Source organism: Roseibium sp. TrichSKD4 (assembly GCF_000148725.1).
Lineage (GTDB): Bacteria > Pseudomonadota > Alphaproteobacteria > Rhizobiales > Stappiaceae > Roseibium.
The window spans coordinates 26,696-44,902 of sequence record NZ_GL476318.1; the positions used below are offsets into that span (position 1 = coordinate 26,696).

An 18,207-nucleotide genomic window follows, 5' to 3' on the forward strand; every position below is an offset into this window, starting at 1 on the left:
GTACGCAAAACCTTCTGTCGAGGGAAGTGTTTACCGGAAAGCATTATCCGCCACCATGCCCCGTAAGAGCATCTGGGCTTTTTTTTAAGCAATTTTGTGGCAGCGAGACGTAATCGCGAAAAGTTCAGGATACGTCAGGACCGAATGCGGCAGCTGCCAGACCCGGAGTTGCCTGACTGTGCGCCCGGTAGACTGGTGCTTCAACGATCTCATAGGCGGAGCTGTCTTCAAACAGCTTTTCCAGGATCGCATGGTTCAACTTGTGACCGCCCTTGAAGGAGCGGTAAAGACCCAACATCGGCAAACCTGCCAGCGCCAGATCACCAACGGCGTCCAGCGCCTTGTGACGTGCAAATTCATCCGGCCAGCGCGTGCCTTCCGGATTGAGGACCTTGTCTTCGGAAATGGCCACGGAGTTCTCAAGGGAAGAGCCCAGCGCAAAGCCCATCTTCCAGAGCTTCTCAACGTCGCTCACATAGCCAAAGGTCCGTGCGCGGCAAAGTTCATTGCAAAACACATCCGGCGTCATGTCCGCAGCAAAACGCTGCCGGCCAATGAGCGGTGTGTCGAAATCAATTGTAATGTCATAAGACGTGCGATCATTCGGCACCAGCTCACACCAAGCGGACCCATTGTCGACACGAACCGTCTTTTTCACGCGAATGTAGCGACGACCGCGGTCAAGACGCTTGAGACCAGCCTGCTTGATAGCTTCCACAAACGCAACGCTGCTGCCATCCATGATTGGCATTTCCGGACCGTCAAGCTCGGCGATCACATTATCGACACCAAGACCTGCCAAGGCTGCCATCAGATGTTCAACAGTCGACACACCATCTTTGGACGGATCAGACAAAACAGTGCAAAGCGCGGTGGCTGTGACCTTATTCCAGAGGGCAGGCACTTCAGAGTTGGCTTCATCATCGGTCCGCTGGAAAACCACACCGGTGTTCGCGTCAGCCGGGATCAGCGTCAATGTTGCCGGCTTGCCGGAATGAACACCGATACCCTCAAGGGTAACTTGTTGCGCAAGTGTTGTCTGGCGGTCGATATGTTTACTCATTAAGCCCCAGCCCTTTCGAAGCGCGATCACTTTTACGGTCCGATACGATTGCAATAAGGAACTGTTAACAATCGCGATGGTGGGAACATAACCGCACACACTCCAAGAGCGAAATAAAGCTTTATTACGCTTTGTAACGCTGTGTATTTCTGCAAGCGTCTGAGAAACAAAGAGTTTTCTCACAAAGAAAAACGGACTGAAACAAAATGTTTCAGTCCGTCCTTCGGGGAAGCGGGGCAACTTCAGCGAATCAATTCGCCTGACGGCGCAGGAATGCCGGAATCTCCAGCTGCTCATCATCTGGTTGGGACAACGGCTTGGGAGCGGCACGGCCTGTCATGTCCAGCTGACCAGCAGCACCATGCGGCTGCGGGCGCGGTTGACGCTGAACCGGAGCCGGTGCTGGAGCTTGTTCCATATGCGGGTGACCCTGCGGAGTCACAGTTGGCGCTGGAGCGGCAACTTCACCATGCTCGTCATGCTCATCTTCAGCACGGCCAAAACCACTGGCAAGACGACGCAGCAAGCCCATCGGGCGACGCTCGTCATCATGCTCATCGTGCTCACCATTCATTGGAGCCTGTGGAGCTTGAGCTTGCGGAGCCTGAAGCGGAGCTTCATCAGACTGTTTCGCCATCATCTCACGCTGAGCAATGGGCGGAAAGTCTTCAACACGCGGCATGCGCGGGGCAACTTCATGCTGCTCGGCAACCGGCGGGATATATGGCTTGCTGACAGCTTCTTCCTGCGCAACCGGAGCAGCTGGCTCCTCATCCATGTCCATCATTGGAGTAGGAGTTGCCATTGAGGCAGCAGAAGGCTGCACCCGTTTGATTTCAACATCCGGGTCAGTTGCAGCTGCCACCGGCTTCGGCTCCGGGATCGCCAGTTCTGCTTCCAAAGACGCCACGGCTTTTGCTGCAGCTTCTTCAGAGCGAACAGTTGCAACCGGGCTGACTGGTGCGGAAGTCTGTACGGAAACAGGCTTGGCAGGTTCTGATTTTGCGATGGTCTGAGTTACCGTGTCTGGACTGGCAAAATCGGCGAGCAGCTCATGCTCGATACCCGTTGCAACAACAGACACGCGGATGATGCCATCAAGGCTTTCATCGAAGGTCGCGCCGAGAATGATGTTGGCATCGGCATCCACTTCTTCGCGAATGCGTGTTGCTGCTTCATCAACTTCAAACAGGGTCAGGTCATTGCCGCCCGTGATCGAGATGAGAAGGCCGCGTGCACCCTTCATGGACGACTCGTCGAGAAGCGGATTAGCAATGGCAGCTTCAGCAGCTTGCTGAGCACGCTTTTCACCAGAGGCTTCACCAGTGCCCATCATCGCCTTGCCCATACCGCGCATAACAGAACGCACGTCAGCAAAGTCGAGGTTGATGAGGCCTTCCTTGACCATCAGGTCAGTGATGCAGGCAACGCCGGAGTAGAGGACCTGGTCCGCCATGGCGAACGCATCGGCAAACGTGGTTTGCGCATTGGCGATCCGGAACAGATTCTGGTTCGGAATGACAATGAGCGTATCGACGTTACGCTGCAGTTCTTCAATGCCGGAATCGGCGATGCGCATGCGGCGCGCACCTTCAAACTGGAATGGTTTGGTGACAACACCAACTGTCAGGATGCCCTGCTCGCGAGCAGCGCGTGCGATAACAGGCGCAGCGCCTGTGCCAGTGCCACCACCCATACCGGCAGTGATGAACACCATGTGCGATCCGGACAGGTGATCGTTGATCTCGTCGATCACTTCTTCAGCTGCAGCTGAGCCAACTTCCGGCTGAGACCCGGCGCCAAGGCCTTCGGTCACGGCAACGCCCATCTGGACGAGGCGTTCAGAGTGGTTCATTGCAAGCGCCTGGGCATCTGTGTTGGCAACGACAAAGTCGCAGCCCTGCAGCCCGGCAGTGATCATGTTGTTGACGGCGTTACCGCCTGCGCCACCCACACCAAAGACCGTGATGCGCGGCTTCAGCTCCTGGATATCAGGCATCTTCAGGTTGATGGTCATATTTTCCTCGCGACCCGCTTCAGTGCCCGAATTCTGGGCACCTTGTTCTTCCCCAATGCTCTCAGCCGTTTCCGGCAGTTCCTGTCCTTGGCTCATGTCGTTAAAAGCTTTCCCTGAGCCACTGTCCCATACGGGCCAGATAGCCAGATTGCCCGCCCCACGAAGATCTGCGGTTCCTGTGCTCGAACTGCTCGATCTGCGCGACTTGCGGATAGATCAGGAGGCCAACCGCGGCGGCAAATGCCGGACCTTTGGCTGCCTCGGGAAGACCGGCAACGCCCAATGGCCGGCCAAGGCGAACGTTGCGCCCGAGTACGCGGCGCGCTACTTCACTCAAACCCGTCAACTGACTTGCCCCGCCAGTCAGAACGATCTGCTTGCCCACCTTTCCGGCAAAACCGGAGGCGGTCAGACGATCGCGCACGAGTTCAAGAATCTCTTCCACCCGCGGACGAATGACGCGTGTCAGCGCCGAACGCGGGATTTGATGCGGAAGATCGCTGTCACCTTCCAGCGCAGGAACTGTCAAAATGTCCCGATCATCCGATGAGCTGGAAAGTGGAGATCCATGCAAGGTCTTCAGCCGCTCAGCGTCTTGCAGACGTGTGGCGAAGGCCCGTGCCAGATCCGTTGTGATATGTTGACCGCCAACGGCAATGGCATCGAGATGCACCATCCGCCCGTCAACGAAAACCGAAAGGGTGGTTGTCCCGCCGCCCATGTCGATGCAGGCAACACCAAGTTCTGCCTCATCTTCGACAAGGGTCGACAAGCCGCTGGCGAAGGGCGTTGCCACCAGTGTTTCCACCCGCAAATGTCCGCGGTTGATGCACAGTTCCAGATTTCGAACCGGCGGAACCTCAGTCGTGACGACTTGCATGTCGACACCAAGCTTCATTCCCATCATGCCGCGCGGATCACGCATCCCGCGATTGCCATCAAGGGAATAGGAAATTGGCAGCGCATGGGAAACGGCCCGGCCTTCCGTGATCGAGTGGCTGGAGCCCGCAGACAGAACCCGCTGAATATCAGCTTCTGTCACGCTTTCCCCAGCCAAAGGAACCGTTGCGCTAAAGATTTCACTTTGCAGACGACCACAGCTGACGTTTGCAATCAAAGATTCAACAGTTACCCCAGCCATGCGCTCGGCTGAGTCGACGGCAAGCCGAACCGCCTGCTCGGCCGCATCCATGTCCACTACAACGCCGGACTTGATGCCCATGGAGCGTTGGTAGCCATAGCCGAGCACTTCGATGGAGTGGGTCCGGCCAATCATGACACCCGACTCGTCTCGCGGGGTCAGTTTGGCGATCAGGCAACATACTTTTGTGGAGCCGATGTCCAAAACCGAAAGGACCACTGCACGACGAGACGGCAGCGGGCGCATCTTTGGCAAATAAAGAGCAGAGCGAGGCGTGGTCATGTGTCCCTCTCCACTTTTACCAATCGACCGTCAGTGCCGGTCATTTCTTTGTGCCGTTCTGCAGCTTCATCAGAGAGGCGAACCACCACGCGGTCTGGAAGGCGCATGTCGACGGCAGTGATATCGCGGCTCAAAAGACCGTTTTCTGCATCCATGTAAACAAGATCGGCCAAAGCCCGCTTGTATCCCTTCTCCGGCAAGCGGATGGAAATGCCGTTTTCAAGGATGAGATCCCAGCGGCGTTCGCTCACCAGCGCTGCCGCCCGAACCCGGGGGCGCAATTCCGGGACCATGTTGAGGGCATCGAGAATTTCGTCGGCCCGGCGGTTTGCGCCGTGGTTCATCACCAAAAGCAGGTTTGCATAGCGACCATCGACATCATCGGTAATGACATCCCCGGCCTGATTGACGATGGAAACGGTTTCGCCGCGCTGCCACAAAACGTAGGGCTCACGCTCTTCGATCGTGACCTGCAAAGTGCTCGGATAAAGCTTCATGACAGAAGCATTTTTAACCCATGCGATCTCAGAAAGTCGCTGGCGCGCAGCTTCGACGTTAAACAAGACAAGCGAGGAATCTTCCTCGATTTCCAACGCTTCGAGAATTTGAAACTCGTTCGTTTCCAGCTGGCCGGACAGCTTGACCGTTTCAATGCCAAGCCCAGAGGAACTCAAGAGAGAATCTGCAACAAGACGGCCGTGGCCACCCAAAATGATGCCGTAGGTGATGGTCAGGGTGAGAAATCCGAGTGCGGCAGCGGAGCCAACCCAATGTGGCAGCTCGCTTAAACGTCCGGCAGCCCGCCAAATCGGCTGACGCTTAAGGCGTGAGACACCACGTCCCCGCGGGGCCAGTTCGGCCTCCAGCGGGGTCATATGCCCCCAATCATTTTTTCGCCCTAACGACAGCAACTCGCTTCCTCGACCATCCAACTGACCAGCTCGACGTAACTCATCCCTTCATGTTCGGCCATTTCAGGCACAAGGGAGGTTGGCGTCATGCCAGGCTGTGTATTTACCTCGAGGCAAACCAGGTTACCGGAACCGTCTTCCCGCTCATCAAATCGAAAATCGGCTCGAGATACACCACGACATCCGAGCGCCTGATGCGCCTCAACTGACAGTTTCTGTATTTCTTGGTAAACAAAGGGTGAAATTTTTGCAGGAAGAATGTGTTTTGAACCACCTTCCGCATATTTAGCATCAAAATCGTAAAAACTGTTGCCCGTTGGCACCACCTCAATAACGCCAAGGGGCTTTTCACCCATGACGGCACAGGTCAGCTCACGTCCGCCAATGAACTTTTCGCACATTAAATCATCAGGATAGGGCCAATCTTCGCGAGTCAGTTCCTGAGGGGGATGAGGCTGGTCTTCCTTGACAATAATGACGCCAAAACTGGACCCTTCATTGATCGGTTTGAGCACATAAGGCGGTTTCATTGGGTGGTCGTGGCCAACATGAAACCTGTTAACAATTAAGTGTTCGGTAACCGGAATTCCCGCTTCAGCCATCACAGCCTTGGCCTTGTCTTTGTTCATCGCCAATGCAGAAGCCATCACGCCGGAATGCGTATAGGGAATTTCCAGGATCTCGAGGATACCCTGAATGCAGCCGTCCTCTCCAAAAGGACCGTGCAGCGCATTGAAGGCAACATCCGGGCGAAGGTCGGCCAGAACAGAAGCGATATCGCGATCGACATCGACCCGGGTCACCTTGTAGCCGCCCTTTTCCAGAGCCGCTGCACATCCCTCACCACTCGACAGGCTAACCGGTCTCTCGTTAACCCACCCTCCCATCAGGACGGCAACGTGTTTCTGTTTGCTCATTGATTAAGCGGCCTCCCCGGCCTCTCCCAAAAACGGCTCAATCGGGCCCTCCGGACCAAAATCACCAAGCCTTTTGATTTCCCATTCCAGACGAACACCGCTGTCTTTAAGAACACGTGCCCGAACTGTTTCCCCCAACAGTTCAAGATCGTGACCCGTTGCCGTCCCCGTATTGATCATGAAATTGCAGTGCATTTCTGACATCTGGGCTCCACCGACCATCAGGCCGCGGCACCCTGCAGCATCCACCACTTTCCAGGCGGAATTGCCCGGCGGGTTCTTGAAGGTCGAGCCACCGGTTTTCTCACGGATCGGCTGCGCCTTTTCCCGATGCTCTTGAACATCGGCCATTTCCTGACGGATCGTTTCCTCATTCATTGGCAAACCTTCAAAGACCGCAGATGTAAAAATGAGGTCTTTCGATGCACCGGAATGCCGATAGGCATAAGCCATCTCCGCATTGGTCAGCACATGCCTGGCTCCATCCCGGTCCAGGGCAGTCAGTTCCACCATACGTTCACGCGTTTCCGTGCCATGTGCGCCCGCATTCATGCGAAGGGCACCGCCCAGAGCGCCGGGAATACCTGCGTAGAAGGAGAAGCCACCAAGCCCTGCTTTTGCTGCAGCTTCGGCCAGACGTTTATCAGGAACAGCCGCCCCCGCCCTCAGCCGGTTGTTGGCAAGCTCTTCAATCGCCCCGAACCCCTTGGCACTGAGCCGCACGACAACACCAGCAAGGCCGCCATCACGGATCAGAAGATTGGAGCCAAGGCCAACGGGAAGAACCGGAATGTCCTTTGGCAGTTTGCTTAAAAACTGCGCGAGGTCGGCCTCATCGGCAGGCTGGAACAAAAGCTGCGCCGGCCCACCAGTGCGAAACCATGTAATGCTCGCAAGCGGCTGGTTCGAGGTGAGTTTGCCGCGAGTTGCTTCGGCGAGGTCCGGATGAATTTCCAAAAGGTCCGGGAAACTCACTTGGCAGCTCCCTTCACCTCTTCCAGCTGCTTCGGCAAAGCATAAGCCCATTGCGTGATACTGCCGGCGCCTAGACAGATAACGAAGTCATCGGGCTCAGCCACGCCTGCAATCATACCAGCCAACTCACTTGGATCTTCAATCGTCTGAACGGCCCGGTGACCGCGGGTTTTAAGGCCGGACGCCAGATCATGATGAGACGCACCGTCTATCGGCTGCTCTCCAGCCGCAAATACCGGCGCAACAATCACTTGGTCAGCGTCATTGAAACAGCTGGAGAAATCATCAAACAGACTTTGAAGGCGGGTGTAGCGATGCGGCTGCACCACGGCAACAACCTTGCCCTTTGTTGATTGGCGCGCCGCATGCAGCACAGCTTTGATCTCAACAGGGTGGTGACCATAGTCATCATAAACATGGACCCCATCAACGCTGCCTGTGTGCGTGAAGCGACGTTTAACACCTCCAAAGCCCGCAATCCCGGCCTTGATGTCCTCCGGCTTAACACCAAGCTGCGAGGCAACCGCAATAGCGGCAGTTACGTTGGACACGTTGTGCAATCCCGGCATGGGAAGAACGAGATTTTCAAGGACAATATCCTCGCCCGTTCGGCGATCACGGATCGTTACCGAGAAAATGGACTTTCCGCCATCCATCGAGACATCATAGTAGCGAACATCGGCCTGAAGGTTGGTGCCGTAGGTCACAATCCGGCGGTCTTCAATGGTTCCAACCATCGTTTGGACTTCAGGATGGTCCAGACACATGACGGCGAAACCGTAAAACGGGACATTTTCAATGAATTGACGGAACGCAGCCTTCACGCCCTCAAAGTCGCCATAGTGATCGAGGTGTTCTGGATCAATATTCGTGACGATTGCAATGTCCGCAGGTAATTTGACAAAGGTGCCGTCGCTCTCATCTGCCTCTACCACCATCCATGGCCCCTCACCCATTCGGGCATTGGTGCCATAGGCATTGATGATCCCGCCATTGATAACAGTCGGGTCCAGATTACCCGCATCCAAAAGGGCGGCGACCATGGAAGTTGTTGTCGTTTTGCCATGGGTTCCGCCAACAGCAATCGCCTGCTTGAAACGCATCAGTTCAGCCAGCATTTCAGCACGGCGCACCACCGGGATCAGCTTTTCGCGTGCGGCGACAAGTTCGGGATTGTCTTTTTTAATAGCCGAGGACACCACAACAACCTCGGCAGATCCAAGGTTCTCAGCAGCATGTCCGACGGTGACCGGAATGCCGTTATCCCGCAGCCGTTTGACGTTGGCATTTTCCGACATGTCGGAGCCTTGCACCTGATAGCCGAGTGTCTTCAGCACTTCGGCAATGCCGCTCATGCCAATCCCGCCGATCCCGACAAAATGAACCGGTCCGATATCCTGCGGCATCTTCATGCGCCGTCTCCCTGTTTTTGTGTGGCATTGGCCGCAACTGTTTCAACCAAATCCGCCAATCTTTTAACCGCGTCAGGCTTGCCGACGGAAAGCGCATTTTGAGCGGCCTGCGCCAGCAATCCCGGCTCCGCAAAAAAGCGCGCCAACTCGCTGGAAAGGCGATCAGCTGACAGGTCCGCTTGCCGGATTGGCCAGCCACCACCCACATTCTCCAAAAGCTTGGCGTTCGCCGCCTGATCCTGATCCAGCGATCCGGGCAAAGGCACCAAGATGGATGGGCGACCCAAAACCGCCAATTCGCTGACAGTCCCGGCTCCGGACCGACAAACAACCAGATGCGATGCAGATATACGCGCAGGCATATCGGTGAAGAATGAGGCCAGTTCAGCCTCAACTCCCATATCCCTGTAGGCCGTTTTCACCCGCTCTAGATCTTCCGGACGGCACTGCTGGACAATTTTCAGGCGCTGCCGCAGTTCGTTTGGCAACTTGCCGACAGCCTCCGGTAGGAGGTCTGAAAAGAACCGCGCACCCTGCGACCCACCAAAGACTAGAAGATGAAAAGGTCCGCCGTCTTGAGGTGGAGCGTGTGGTTTGCCAGACGCTTCAATCACAGCATCGCGCACCGGGTTCCCGGTCTCAGTGACTTTGGCAGCCCAGCTGTCTTCCGGATTGGCCAGAGGAATGCTCGTCGCAATGGCCGTTGCGCCCTTGGCCAGCATCTTGTTTGCGCGCCCCATAACGCCGTTTGCTTCGTGCAAAATGGAGGGGACACCCGTTTGCTTTGCAGCAAACATCGGCGGAAAAGTTGGATAGCCACCAAAACCGATAACGACCGAAGGCTTGAAGCTCTTGATCACATGGCGGGCCTGAAACGTGCCACTAGCCAAACGCCAGGCTGTTTTGATCAGGGAAATCGGGTTCCGTCTACGCAGGGTTTCTGACGCGATGATGTGGGTCTTTCTAGCCGGAAATTCCGACCCGTATTTATCGGCCCGCTCGTCTGTTGCCAGCTCGACCACATGACCGCGCCGACCCAGCTCGCTGCCAAGTGCTTGCGCGGGAAACAGATGACCGCCAGTACCCCCGGCGGTGAGAAGAATATGATGCGTCATAGGGGACAAGGGTCCTCACATGAGACTGGAAGGAGACAGGCGGGAGACTGTGACGACGTCACTTCGAGAGGGGCGCGGGCGGCTTCGGGTCAGCGCCAAAAGCGCCCCAGCCAGCATAGCTGATGAGATGATGGAAGTTCCGCCATAAGACACAAACGGAAGTGTCATGCCTTTCGGCGGAATAAGGTTGAGGTTCACGGCCAGATTGATCGTGGCCTGAAGGCCAAACAAAACTGTAAGACCTGCTGTTGCCAGACGCGCAAAGGCCTCCTGTTCGCGGGTCGCATGCATCAAGCCACGGATCACGATGAACGCAAATACGGAAACAAGAAGTATGCAGGCAATCGCGCCAAACTCTTCCGCCACCACCGCGAAAACGAAATCAGCATGGCTGTCCGGCAAAATGCGTTTGACGGTCCCCTCACCCGGCCCTTGCCCGAACCAGCCTCCAGAGATGAAGGCATCCATCGCTGTATCAACCTGAAAGGTATCCCCTGAATCCGGGTCCAGAAACCGGTCCACGCGATCCGTCACGTGGGGCAAAAACGCATAGGCCGCTACAAGCCCGACAACGCCGATAATCCCAAGCGCCGAGATGAGCACCCAAGACAATCCATTGAGGAAAAACAGCGCTGCCCATGCTGCGCCCAGCAGCATTGTTTGCCCAAAGTCTGGCTGTGCGATCAAAAGCGCAGCGCAAATCACAAACAGGAAGAAGGCAAAAAGAACACCGGGCACCTCCCGTCTGCGGCCACTTTCAGACAGCAGAAACGCGATGATGATCACAAAGGCCGGTTTGAGGAACTCCGATGGCTGAACGGAGACACCCGCAATGTAAATCCAGCGCCGCGCACCTTTGGTTTCAAACCCGAAGAACAGCGTCGCCACCAAAAGAATAATCGCGCCAATGAAAGTCAGCAATGCGGCTCGCCGGATTAATCTGGGCGACAAAAGCGATGCACCGATGATGATGATCACTGATGGGATCAGAAACATCGCCTGGCGCTTGACGAAGTAGAACGAGTCCAGCCCGATGCGCTCGGCAACCGGCGGACTGGCTGCAAAGGAGAGCACCACACCGCTGACCATCAACAGCCCAAAGGCAGCCAGCAGATAGTGATCTACCGTCCAAAACCATTCCGCAAACCGGCTGCGATCAGCGCGACTGACCATCAGGCGACCTCCTGACCTTCGTTCCCATTCAACAGGTTTCGAACAGCCTCAGAAAACGCAGAACCCCGCAGCTCGAAATTTGCGTATTGATCAAAGGATGCACATGCAGGCGACAAAAGTACGGCAACTTCGTCCGCAGCATCCGCACGCGCATCTGATGTGGCTTGCACCACAGCTTTTTCCAGTGTTCCGGACAGAGTGTAGTCCACATGTCCCTTGAGTGTCTTGCCAAACTCCTCGGCAGCTTCGCCTATTAGATAAGCGCGGGCCACTCTTGGCCAATAAAGGTCCAGCGATGCAATGCCACCCTCTTTAGGCAGTCCGCCGGCAATCCAGTAAATCCGGTCAAAGCTGGACAAGGCGCGCGCGGCAGCATCCGCGTTTGTTGCCTTGGAATCGTTGACAAACAACAGCCGACCCGACCGGCCAACGACTTCCATTCTATGATGAAGGCCCGGAAAATCAGCCATTCCCTTCAGGATTTCAGCCTCATCCACCTTCAAAACACGCAAGGCAGCAAAGGCAGCTGCTGCATTTTGACCATTATGATCCCCGCGCAAGCTGTCTATGCCATCCAGAATACCGACCTTGCGCTGCGCTCCGTCATAAGCCTCAAATAGCTTGCCTTGATGCGCATACACCCCGTCAGGCAATTCAAACGCTCCGGAAATGCGGCAAACCGGCTTGCGCGCCAGCTCCAGGCGATCCGCAATCTGCGTTGAAAGGCTGTCATCCACCCCGACGATTGCGACTTTGGCACCCGCCACCAATCGCTCCTTGATCGCGGCATAATTCTCAAGACTACCGTGGCGGTCCAAATGATCCGGCGACAGGTTCATGTGAATGCCAATTGTCGGGTCGAGCGAAGGCGCAAGATCAATCTGATAGGACGAGCATTCGATCACAAAGTGGCGCTCGGCATGAAACGGTTCCAGCTCCAAAAGTGGAACCCCGATATTGCCTCCCATCTGGGTGTCCAGACCGGCTGATTTCAGCAGATGGGCAATCAGTGAAGTGGTCGTGGATTTTCCGTTTGTGCCAGTAATCGCCACAACAGGAGCTTCCGGGCAGACTTTCCGCCGCTCGCGGAAAAACAGCTCCACATCGCCGATAACCTCAATCCCGGCATCACGCGCCTTGTCCACCGTCCAATGTGGCAAGGGGTGTGTCAACGACACACCTGGGGCCAGGATCAAGGCATCAAATTCGGACCAGTCCACCTTGTTCAAGTCTTCAACGATCAGCTTCTTCCGCTTGGCCTCAACAAGACGCGCCGGAGCATCATCCCAGCAAGTGACCTTGCAACCCCCTTCAACAAGGGCCAGCGCGGTCGAGAGACCCGACGCGCCAAGCCCAAAAAGAGCAACATGTTTTCCGCTGAAAGATGTAATCGCGATCATGCACTTACCTCAACTTCAGCGTGGCAAGGCCGATCAGGGCAAGAACAACCGCAATGATCCAGAAGCGGATCACGATCTGGGATTCCGTCCAGCCATGATATTCGAAATGGTGATGGATCGGAGCCATCCGGAAAACCCGTTTTCCGGTGAGCTTGAACGATGCCACCTGAACAATCACCGACACCGCCTCAAGAACGAACAGGCCGCCAATGATCGCCAGAACAATCTCGTGCTTGGTCGCGACCGCAATGGCCCCAATCATGCCGCCGAGGGCCAGTGAGCCCGTATCCCCCATGAAGATCGCAGCAGGCGGGGCGTTAAACCATAAAAAGCCGAGCCCTGCGCCAATCACAGCGCCGGCAATCACAGCCAATTCGCCTGTTCCCGGAACATAGTGGATTTGGAGATAGTCAGCGAAAACTGCGTTACCTGAAAGGTAGGCAATCAATCCGAAGGAGGCACAGGCAATCATCACCGGCACAATCGCCAAGCCGTCAAGGCCATCCGTCAGGTTCACCGCATTGCCAGCCCCGACAATCACAAAAGCTGCAAACGGGATGAAGAACAGACCAAGGTTTAAGGTAAAGTCCTTCAGAAACGGAAAGGCAATGGACGTCGAAAACGGTGCATTATCGAGAACCGTCACCGCATAGGCTGCCAATGCGGCGATCAAAAACTCCAGCCCCAAACGCGCCTTGCCACCAAACCCCTTGTGAGAGGCTTTTGTGACTTTCAGATAATCATCATAAAAGCCGATCAAACCAAATCCGAGGGTCACCCCAATAACTACCCAGACATACGGGTTTGAAAGGTCTGCCCAAAGCAGCGCGGCAACCAAAGCCCCGGAAAGGATCATCAGCCCGCCCATGGTTGGCGTGCCTTTCTTAGTCAGAAGGTGGCCTTCGGGACCGTCCGCGCGAATTGGCTGGCCATGCCCCTGCCGCACCCGCAAGCTGGAGATGATTTTCGGACCAAACAGGAACACGAAAAACAGCGCGGTCATAATTGACGCGCCGGTCCGGAACGTGATGTACCGGAAAACGTTTAGCGCGGAAAATTGGTTGGCGAACTCGCCAAGGTAGTAAAACATCGTGTGTCCTCAAGCCGCCGCGTCATCGTTTTGCGGCGGATAGTCCGTTTTCAAAGCCTCGACCAGCGGCCCCATGCGGGTTCCAAGCGAACCCTTCACCATGACCACATCACCCGATCTGATTTCCTGCAGCAAATGATCTTGCAAATCAGCTGCCTGCTCCGCATACATCACCCGAAGCCCCTGCGGAACCCTATCCCATAGTTGCTTCATCTGAGGCCCCACACAAAACAGCGCTTCAACACCCGCTTCATTCACCGGGTCGCTCAGTTCAGCATGAAGTTTGGGCCCGTCTTCACCGAGCTCGCGCATATCTCCCAAAACGGCAATCCGGCGACCTGGAGGCGTGATCTCAGCCTCACCCAGCACGGAAAGGGCCGCCCGCATGGATGCCGGGTTGGCGTTGTAGCTTTCATCAAGCAGCTCGGCTGTTCCTTCAGGCAGCTGCAGAACAGTGACCTCACCCCGCCCCTTGGGAGCACGCATATCGGCCAGCGCCTCGCCAGCCAATGCCAGATTACCGCCAAGCTCGACAACGGCCGTCAGAACCGCGAGGCTGTTGTGAACGTGATGCCGTCCACCCGCACCAAGTGTGTAGGACAGTTGCTCGCCCAATATCCGAGCAGAAACGGCAGAGCTGCCCGCCTTGCGGCGCACGTCTTCGGTAAAGGAATCTGCATTCTGGTTTTCGCCAAAAGTCCGGATTTCCTGAACGTGATCAGCCTTGGCCAGAAACATCAGAAGGTCGAACTGGTTGTTGTCCCGATTGAGGATCGCAACACCGCCGGGCTCAAGCCCTTTAAAAATCTCGGCTTTCGCCTGCGCAATGTGTTCAACGGAGTCAAAGAATTCCAGATGAACTGCCTGAACCGTTGTAATGAAGGCCACATGCGGGCGGACCATTCTGACCAATGGTGTGATCTCACCCGGCGCGCTCATGCCAATTTCAAACACGCCAAAGTCAACATCTGCAGGCATGCGGGCGAGTGTCAGGGGAACACCCCAATGGTTATTAAAGGACGCCACCGAGGCGTGAACCTTACCCGAACGTCCCAAAGCCAGACGAAGAGCTTCCTTCGTTCCGGTTTTCCCAACCGAACCCGTCACCGCCACAATGCGCGCATTGCTTCTGGCGCGCGAGGCAACCGCCAAACGCTCCATGGCCGCAAGCGGATCATCAACGATCAGATACCGTCCGGTAGACGGCAGACTGTCAAGCTTATCAGCAGAGACAACAGCAACGGACGCTCCGTTGGCAAGCGCCGTTCCAACAAAGTCATGACCATCAAACCGGTCGCCCTTGATGGCAAAAAAGGCCTCACCGACCTCTATCGTCCGACTGTCGATCGAAATTCCGGTGATATCCTGACCAAGTTCGCCCTTCGGCGTGCCATTTGCACCCGCAATAAAATCGTCTCGGGTCCACAATGGTGCATTCATTCCGTTTCTCCAGCAGCCAATGCTTCGGCCACGGCTTCGTGGTCCGAAAAGGGATGCACCGTCTGGCCGATAATCTGGCCGGTTTCATGACCCTTTCCTGCCACACATAAGATATCCCCGGACTTTAGCCGGCGAACACCTTCGCGGATGGCTTCCCGCCGATCACCTATCTCCAGAGCTCCCGGTGCGCCGGACAACACGGCCTTACGGATCGTGGCTGGATCTTCGGTTCTGGGATTATCATCTGTGACTATCACCAGATCAGCGCCCACTTGAGACACTCGTCCCATGATTTCCCGTTTTCCCGGATCACGGTCACCACCAGCCCCGATCACAACAGACAATTGGCCGGATGCGAAGGGTCGCAATGCGGCCAGCGCATTTTCCAGCGCATCGGGCTTATGGGCATAGTCAATATAAACAGTTCCGCCGGTTTGACTGCGACCAGCAAATTCCAACCGTCCCGGAGCACCCTTGAGTTCGGCCAGAGCCGCGATCGCTTCGTCGGGCGCAACACCGGCGCAGATGCATAATCCCGCAGCAACAAGCGCGTTAGACACCTGAAACCGACCAATCAAAGGCAATAGAACGGTTGTGGTTTGCCCCCCCGCCTCCACAACTAGTTCCTGCCCCCCTGCAGTTGGTGTTAGTTTGGCTAGGCGGATATTTTCTCCTGCTTCTCCGACGGAAAAGACCGGTAAACCGCGCTCCTGCGCCACCGCGATCACACGATCAGCATAAGGCTCTGACGGCTCGACCACCACCGGCGCGCCTTTCAGCAACAGATCCCGAAACAGTCGCAGCTTGGCCTGCAAATAGTCTTCGACCGTCGGATGGTAATCCATATGGTCCCGGCCCAGATTGGTAAATCCGGCAGCCACCAAACGAACGCCATCCAGACGATGCTGATCCAGTCCATGACTGGACGCCTCCAGCGCGGTGTGTGTGATCCCTTCTTTCGAAAGACGCGCCAATTCTGCGTGAAGGGACACCGGGTCAGGAGTGGTCAAACCACCATAGCTTTGCCCATCGGCTGTCACTGTTCCAATAGTTCCAAGGCTTGCAGATGCGTGACCAGCGGCCTGAAAGATCTGACGAACAAAATGCGCAACCGATGTCTTGCCGCTTGTGCCGGTGACAGCAACCATAACTTCCGGCTGGGCACCATGAAAACGCGCTGCCATCAGCGCAAAATCCCGACGCGGATTGTCGCTTGGCCAAAGCACAACATCTTTGGAGAGTTCTTGGGCGAGCCGATCAGCGGCGTCACGTTCGCATAAAACAGCAACAGCTCCGGCCCCAACAGCCTTGGCTGCGAAATCAGCGCCATCAACATGCGTGCCCTTGAGGGCAGCAAAAAGAAAGCCCGGCTTGATAGCGCGGCTATCTGCAGTCAGTCCGGTAATACTGACTGTCGACCCGGCAGCCGGAACAATCTGCCCGGCAGCAACGTTTGAAAGTAGCATTTTGTCCGATCATCCGGTTTGTGCATCGTCGTTGCAAGAAGATCCGGATATCGGCTGCGACCCCGCCGAATCTGCTCGCACCTTAATAGGATATCTCGATTGACTCCCCTCCCTCGCCAAAGCGTGGCAATACCCCCAACATTGGTGCTGCACGGCGAATGATTGCGCCAACAGTCGGTGCAGCATTCAGGCCGGCCGTAGCTCCAATGCCCTTGCGCTCCGGTTTTGGCTCGTCAATCACCACAAGCACCACGTATTTCGGATCATTCATCGGGAAGGCCGACAAGAACGAGTTCCGGCGCTTGTTACTCACATAGCGGCCATTTTCAATCTTTTCTGCAGTCCCAGTCTTGCCACCAACAACATATCCGGGAACTTCAGAACGCTTTCCTGATCCGGACAGCACATTGAGCCGGAAGAGATAGCGCATAACCTTGCTGACCTGCGGTGAAATCACCTGTGTTCCCAACTCTTCCGCTTCCGCTTGCTCACGCGGGAAGAAGGTTGGCGGGATCAGCTTGCCACCATTCACCATTGCAGCTGCAGCGACCGCAGTTTGCATCGGCGTAACAGATATGCCGTGGCCAAACGAGATTGTCATGGCTGCCAGATCATTCCAACGAGGCGGTAGCAGTGGTGCTGCATTTTCAGGAAGTTCGGTTTTCAGGCGATTTGTCAGCCCGATACGCCCGAGAAATTCCTGTTGCTTGGAAACACCGGTGGCCAGCATCATTTTTGCCGTACCGATATTCGACGAGTAGATGAAAATCTCTGGCACCGACAGAATGCGGTTCTTGCCGTGGAAGTCGGAGATGGTTCGGCCAGCGGCTCTGATGGGCCGTGTCGCGTCAAAACTGTCATTGACAGAGACCCGTCCTGAATCGAGCGCCATTGCAGTTGTAAACGCCTTGAACACCGACCCCATTTCAAAAACGCCGCCGGTTGCGCGATTCAGTCGGTCCTTCTCCAGAGCCTGCGCCCGATCATTCGGGTCATAATCCGGCAGGGACGACATGGCGATAACTTCACCGGTATGAACATCCAGAACGATGCCCACGGCGGCAATCGCCTTATACCGCTCCATCGCCTTGACCAATTCATCGCGCACAACATGCTGAACGCGGAGATCGACTGCAAGACTTACTGGCTCCATCGCCTTGTCGGTCGTGAAGCCAACAGATTGCAAGTCAGCAAGACCTTGCCCGTCGATGTATTTTTCAACCCCGGCCAAGCCCTGATTATCGACATTCACGGAACCAACAATATGCCCCGCTGTTGGTCCACCCGGATAAAACCGCTGATTTTCCGAAAGAAACCCTACACCTGGAAGGCCGAGGTCATGGATTTGATCAGCCTGAGCAGGCGTAATCTCGCGCTTGAGCCAAACAAAGCCAGCCTTGCTTTCCAGACGGCGGCGAATGGTTGGCGTATCCAGTTCCGGCAAAATACGGGTAATGCCTTCATATGTTTCGTCGATATCGAGAATACGACGAGGCTCGGCATAAAGAGATGCGGTCTTGATATCTGTGGCGAGAATTTCACCGTTGCGATCAAGCAGATCCGGACGAGAGGCTGCAATCGTGTCCTGAGCCGAAATCCATGCAGAAGACGGCGCTTCTTCCATCTGTGCCAATTGCACCAACCGTGCGCCCATTGCCACATAAATCATGGCGAAGGCCGCCATGGCAAAAAAGACGCGAGATTTCATCTGGCTGGAGGACACAGATCCAACAACCCGACTACGCGGACGGGGGCGCTTGATTTGAAGAAACGAGGTATGTTCGTCAACCACTGTCATACCGCCC

14 protein-coding genes are annotated in these 18,207 nt (G+C 55.8%); all 14 read right to left on the reverse strand.

The features are described 5' to 3' along the window. Window positions 1–124: 124 nt before the first annotated feature. Window positions 125–1,063 (reverse strand): UDP-3-O-acyl-N-acetylglucosamine deacetylase, encoded by a 939-nt coding sequence (lpxC, locus tag TRICHSKD4_RS15685; protein ID WP_009467861.1) that lies wholly within the window; start codon window positions 1,061–1,063, stop codon window positions 125–127. 250 nt (window positions 1,064–1,313) lie between these two features. After that, window positions 1,314–3,080 (reverse strand): cell division protein FtsZ, encoded by a 1,767-nt coding sequence (ftsZ, locus tag TRICHSKD4_RS15690; protein WP_040617025.1) that lies wholly within the window; start codon window positions 3,078–3,080, stop codon window positions 1,314–1,316. Between the two features lie 100 nt (window positions 3,081–3,180). After that, window positions 3,181–4,503, reverse strand: coding sequence for a cell division protein FtsA (ftsA, locus tag TRICHSKD4_RS15695; RefSeq protein ID WP_009467863.1), 1,323 nt, complete (start codon window positions 4,501–4,503; stop codon window positions 3,181–3,183). Beyond that, a complete protein-coding gene (locus tag TRICHSKD4_RS15700; RefSeq protein ID WP_083782811.1) occupies window positions 4,500–5,378 on the reverse strand; it encodes a cell division protein FtsQ/DivIB in 879 nt (292 codons plus the stop codon). Before TRICHSKD4_RS15700 ends, ftsA begins: the two co-directional genes overlap by 4 nt. 23 nt (window positions 5,379–5,401) lie before the next feature. After that, on the reverse strand, window positions 5,402–6,331 hold the full coding sequence (locus TRICHSKD4_RS15705) for a D-alanine--D-alanine ligase (protein WP_009467865.1): 930 nt from the start codon (window positions 6,329–6,331) through the stop codon (window positions 5,402–5,404). Between the two features lie 3 nt (window positions 6,332–6,334). Continuing rightward, a complete protein-coding gene (gene murB, locus TRICHSKD4_RS15710) occupies window positions 6,335–7,306 on the reverse strand; it encodes a UDP-N-acetylmuramate dehydrogenase (protein WP_009467866.1) in 972 nt (323 codons plus the stop codon). Then, a complete protein-coding gene (murC, locus tag TRICHSKD4_RS15715; protein WP_009467867.1) occupies window positions 7,303–8,718 on the reverse strand; it encodes a UDP-N-acetylmuramate--L-alanine ligase in 1,416 nt (471 codons plus the stop codon). Before murC ends, murB begins: the two co-directional genes overlap by 4 nt. Continuing rightward, the gene (murG, locus tag TRICHSKD4_RS15720; RefSeq protein ID WP_009467868.1) at window positions 8,715–9,833 is read right to left on the reverse strand and encodes an undecaprenyldiphospho-muramoylpentapeptide beta-N-acetylglucosaminyltransferase; all 1,119 of its coding nucleotides are present in this window, start codon (window positions 9,831–9,833) and stop codon (window positions 8,715–8,717) included. The genes murC and murG overlap by 4 nt, the downstream gene beginning before the upstream one ends. 15 nt (window positions 9,834–9,848) lie before the next feature. Further along, entirely contained in the window at window positions 9,849–11,006 is a 1,158-nt protein-coding gene (locus tag TRICHSKD4_RS15725) for an FtsW/RodA/SpoVE family cell cycle protein (RefSeq protein WP_009467869.1), read from the reverse strand. Beyond that, the gene (gene murD, locus TRICHSKD4_RS15730) at window positions 11,006–12,406 is read right to left on the reverse strand and encodes a UDP-N-acetylmuramoyl-L-alanine--D-glutamate ligase (protein ID WP_009467870.1); all 1,401 of its coding nucleotides are present in this window, start codon (window positions 12,404–12,406) and stop codon (window positions 11,006–11,008) included. The genes TRICHSKD4_RS15725 and murD overlap by 1 nt, the downstream gene beginning before the upstream one ends. A 4-nt stretch (window positions 12,407–12,410) precedes the next feature. Next, entirely contained in the window at window positions 12,411–13,496 is a 1,086-nt protein-coding gene (mraY, locus tag TRICHSKD4_RS15735) for a phospho-N-acetylmuramoyl-pentapeptide-transferase (protein WP_009467871.1), read from the reverse strand. Between the two features lie 9 nt (window positions 13,497–13,505). Then, window positions 13,506–14,936 (reverse strand): UDP-N-acetylmuramoylalanyl-D-glutamyl-2,6-diaminopimelate--D-alanyl-D-alanine ligase, encoded by a 1,431-nt coding sequence (locus TRICHSKD4_RS15740; RefSeq protein WP_009467872.1) that lies wholly within the window; start codon window positions 14,934–14,936, stop codon window positions 13,506–13,508. Next, entirely contained in the window at window positions 14,933–16,402 is a 1,470-nt protein-coding gene (locus TRICHSKD4_RS15745; protein WP_009467873.1) for a UDP-N-acetylmuramoyl-L-alanyl-D-glutamate--2,6-diaminopimelate ligase, read from the reverse strand. The genes TRICHSKD4_RS15740 and TRICHSKD4_RS15745 overlap by 4 nt, the downstream gene beginning before the upstream one ends. 82 nt (window positions 16,403–16,484) lie before the next feature. Further along, complete coding sequence (locus TRICHSKD4_RS15750; protein WP_009467874.1) at window positions 16,485–18,200, reverse strand: penicillin-binding protein 2; 1,716 nt, start codon at window positions 18,198–18,200, stop codon at window positions 16,485–16,487. Window positions 18,201–18,207: the final 7 nt, after the last annotated feature.